Origin of the sequence: Acinetobacter lwoffii, assembly GCF_052078135.1 — a bacterium.
Classification (GTDB): Bacteria; Pseudomonadota; Gammaproteobacteria; order Pseudomonadales; family Moraxellaceae; genus Acinetobacter; species Acinetobacter lwoffii_Z.
The window spans coordinates 1-2,389 of record NZ_JBQGUZ010000057.1 but is presented as its reverse complement, the minus strand read 5'-3'; the positions used below and the strand labels follow the sequence as shown (position 1 = coordinate 2,389).

Genomic DNA, 2,389 nt, shown 5'->3' with positions numbered 1-2,389 from the left:
ATGGAAGATATGGGACATGGTGGTGGTGATCATTCAGGAATGGATCATTCGAAAATGAACCATGGCGATATGAAAGGCACGGATCATTCACAGCATAGCGCAGTAAAACCGACTATGGAAGATATGGGACATGGTGGTGGTGATCATTCAGGAATGGATCATTCGAAAATGAACCATGGCGATATGAAAGGCACGGATCATTCACAGCATAGCGCAGTAAAACCGCAAAAAAATGATCAAGTGGTTTATGGTTGGGCAAATGCCTCTACACCTGCAGGTAATAAAGCCTTGCAATATAGCGATTTAAAATCATTAGAGCCGCAAAAAGATACTCGTGAAGCCAGCAGTGAATTGGTCGTGCGTTTGGGCGGTACTATGGAACGTTATATTTGGACCATTAACGGTAAAAAATTTAGTGATGCTGAGCCGTTAAAAGTGAAATATGGCGAGCGTATCCGTATCAAATTTATTAATGACAGTATGATGGCGCACCCGATGCATTTACACGGTATGTTTATGCAGTTGGAGAATGGTCAAGAGTCGGTAGATATGCCAAATAAACACACATTGATCGTACCACCGGGTAAAACAGTTACGGCTTTATTAACTGCGGATGAATTGGGTGAATGGGCAATCCATTGTCATTTGTTGTATCACATGAGTGCGGGGATGATGAACAAGTTAATCGTGGCGAATGTTAGCGATGAACAAGTATCTACAATGCCAATTCAAGGTACAAATTCGACTCAAACTCAACAAGTAACTGAGCAAAAAGGAGCTGAACATGCACATCACTAATTTTGTATTGAAAGCGATTTTTTCTGTTGCGGTATTGAGTTTAACGACCTTAAGTGTGGCGCACGAAGGGCATCATTCAACTACTCAGAATAATGGGAAAAATATGCCATCAATGAATCATCAAGCCATGTCTGAGATGAATCATTCACAACATTCTGCACAAGAGCATGCACAACACATGCAGATGATGGGGAAAATGAACCATGGTCAGATGAATCATGCACAACATCAGGCAACATCTACGGTTAATCATTTACATCATGTACCAGATGCGAATACTCAGCAGAGTTCGCATTATGATCATCGCTCAGAACACGGTGCGCAAATTTATGCGATTACGACGGTGGATAATAAGTGGTTTGTCAATGAAGATGGCACAGGCGGTTTAAAGTCAGAGTTTGAAACCCGTATTGGCACAGATGAAAATAAGGTTTTTATTAAAGTTCATGCCGATAAAGAAGAATCGCATGATGCACATTATGATGCCAAACTTTTATATAGCCGTATGATTTCAGACTTTTGGGATGCACAGATTGGTGCACGTTATCGCAGTGAAAAAGTTGAACTCGATGATCATCGCAAAGACACCGAAGAAAATGTTGATGCAGTGATTGGCTTACATGGTATGGCACCATATTTCTTTGAAACTGATGCTTATCTCTATGCAGGAGAAGACAGTTATGCGGGTTTTAGTCTAGAAACGGAACGTGATTTTCTGATTACGCAAAAGTTGATTATTCAAACTTATTTAGAGTTGGATGCGATCTTTAGTGATGACTCTAAATATGCGAAAAAAACTGGTTTAAGCAGTGCAACCGCAGGGCTTGAAACTCGCTATGAAATCAGTAAAAAGATCATGCCGTATATCGACATTGCCTATGAGTATTCAAAAGGTAATGATGAAACGTCGTGGCAAATAGAATCAAACTCTGAGAAAGGTTGGTTATATGGAGCTGGTGTTAGATTTAGATTTTAATTAATTTAATGATTACTAAATAGCTTTATTTAAATAAAACTCTAGCTTAATGTGGCCGGAAGCAAAATGTTAACTTATTTTGCTCCCTCCCTCCCATTTAACATAATAGAGCTTATACGAAACGTATATTTTAAATATATAAAAATCAGATACTTGTGTTATAGTGATAATGCTCGACGATGTCGAAAAGCTGACTTGGAAACAAGTCGGCTTTTTTTTAAACTGTTTTGATATATTCCGCCAATAAAATTGATTGTTTCTTAATCAAATTAAAACTTTCTTCAATGTTGTCAGCCTTCTCCGGTAAGAAAATATCCCCAATTTCTGCGGATAAAAAGGGGACGGTTTTTATCCGATCTTGTACGCATTTGCTTACGTCAATTCCGGCCCTTTGCGGCTATGCGGCATACTGGAATTTTTCGGCACTGTTGCAAATAGGCTGACATGATAAGCTAAATATCTTATTTATTTCGAGATACAGTAGATGAATCCCTTCCACGGTCGGCCCTTTCAAGGTGAAATCATTCTTTGGGCTGTTCGTTGGTATTGTAAATATGGCATCAGCTATCGTGAACTTCAGGAAATGCTCGCTGAACGTGGAGTGAATGTTGATCA

The 2,389-nt window shown here is 39.3% G+C and carries 2 protein-coding genes and 1 pseudogene; all 3 read left to right on the top strand.

Translation table 11 applies throughout. The annotated features are described in order from the left end of the window. The coding region (locus tag ACTL4S_RS16345; protein WP_441299676.1) for a multicopper oxidase domain-containing protein at nucleotides 1-798 on the top strand (798 nt) is incomplete at its 5' end. Further along, nucleotides 785-1,774 carry a copper resistance protein B gene (locus tag ACTL4S_RS16340; RefSeq protein ID WP_005093385.1) on the top strand — a complete coding sequence of 330 codons (990 nt, stop codon included), beginning with the start codon at nucleotides 785-787 and terminating at the stop codon, nucleotides 1,772-1,774. The genes ACTL4S_RS16345 and ACTL4S_RS16340, both read left to right, overlap by 14 nt. A 484-nt stretch (nucleotides 1,775-2,258) precedes the next feature. Then, nucleotides 2,259-2,389, top strand: a pseudogene (locus ACTL4S_RS16335) (IS6 family transposase); the annotation flags it as partial.

Bases quoted from the DNA above. Each gene is read 5' to 3' on its own strand.
- ACTL4S_RS16340 (WP_005093385.1), top strand. From the start codon at position 785: ATGCACATCACTAATTTTGTATTGAAAGCGATTTTTTCTGTTGCGGTA.